Source organism: Pseudomonas sp. P5_B3 (genome assembly GCF_056400405.1).
The window spans coordinates 1-545 of the sequence record NZ_JBFULI010000142.1 but is presented as its reverse complement, the minus strand read 5'-3'; the positions used below and the strand labels follow the sequence as shown (position 1 = coordinate 545).

Here is a 545-nt window from a genome sequence, read left to right as displayed (position 1 = left end):
TTCTGTCGCTCCAGTTGTATCAAGTAAACACGAGCGCACTGGACGAGCAGGCGTCGCTGGTTGCGATCACCGCGCTTACTGATGCCCAGCAGGACGGACTTGCCGCCCGTGGAATGCTGCTTGGGGACCAGCCCGATGGAAGCTGCATAGCCTCGGCCACATTTGAACTGCTTGCCATCGCCCAGCTCGGCAGCCAGGACGGTGGAGGTGATCGRGCCGACACAGGGCAGAGTCATCAAGCGAGTCGCCAGATCATCTTCAGCGGCCTGGCATTCCACGTCCTTATCCAGCGACTTGATCTCCTCCTCCASATGCTTGAAGTGTCGATACAGTCTCATCAGATTTTTTTTGTACGGCTCAGAAATTGAACTCGCCTCAAGCAGCTCCGGTAGCGCGTTGATCGACTTGAAGCCCGGGGCCAGGCTCACGCCGACTTCCAGAAGCGCGGCGTGAATCCGATTGACGGTGGCGGTGCGATCCTTGATGAACGAGTCTCGGGTGGAGTTCAGCATGGCTAGCACTTGTTGGGCCTGAGTTTTTACCGG

General features: G+C 57.8%; 1 protein-coding gene. It reads right to left on the bottom strand.

The window, feature by feature from the left end; translation table 11 throughout:
* The coding region (locus tag AC1DRN_RS29990) for an IS110 family RNA-guided transposase (protein ID WP_477786933.1) at positions 1-545 on the bottom strand (545 nt) is incomplete at both ends.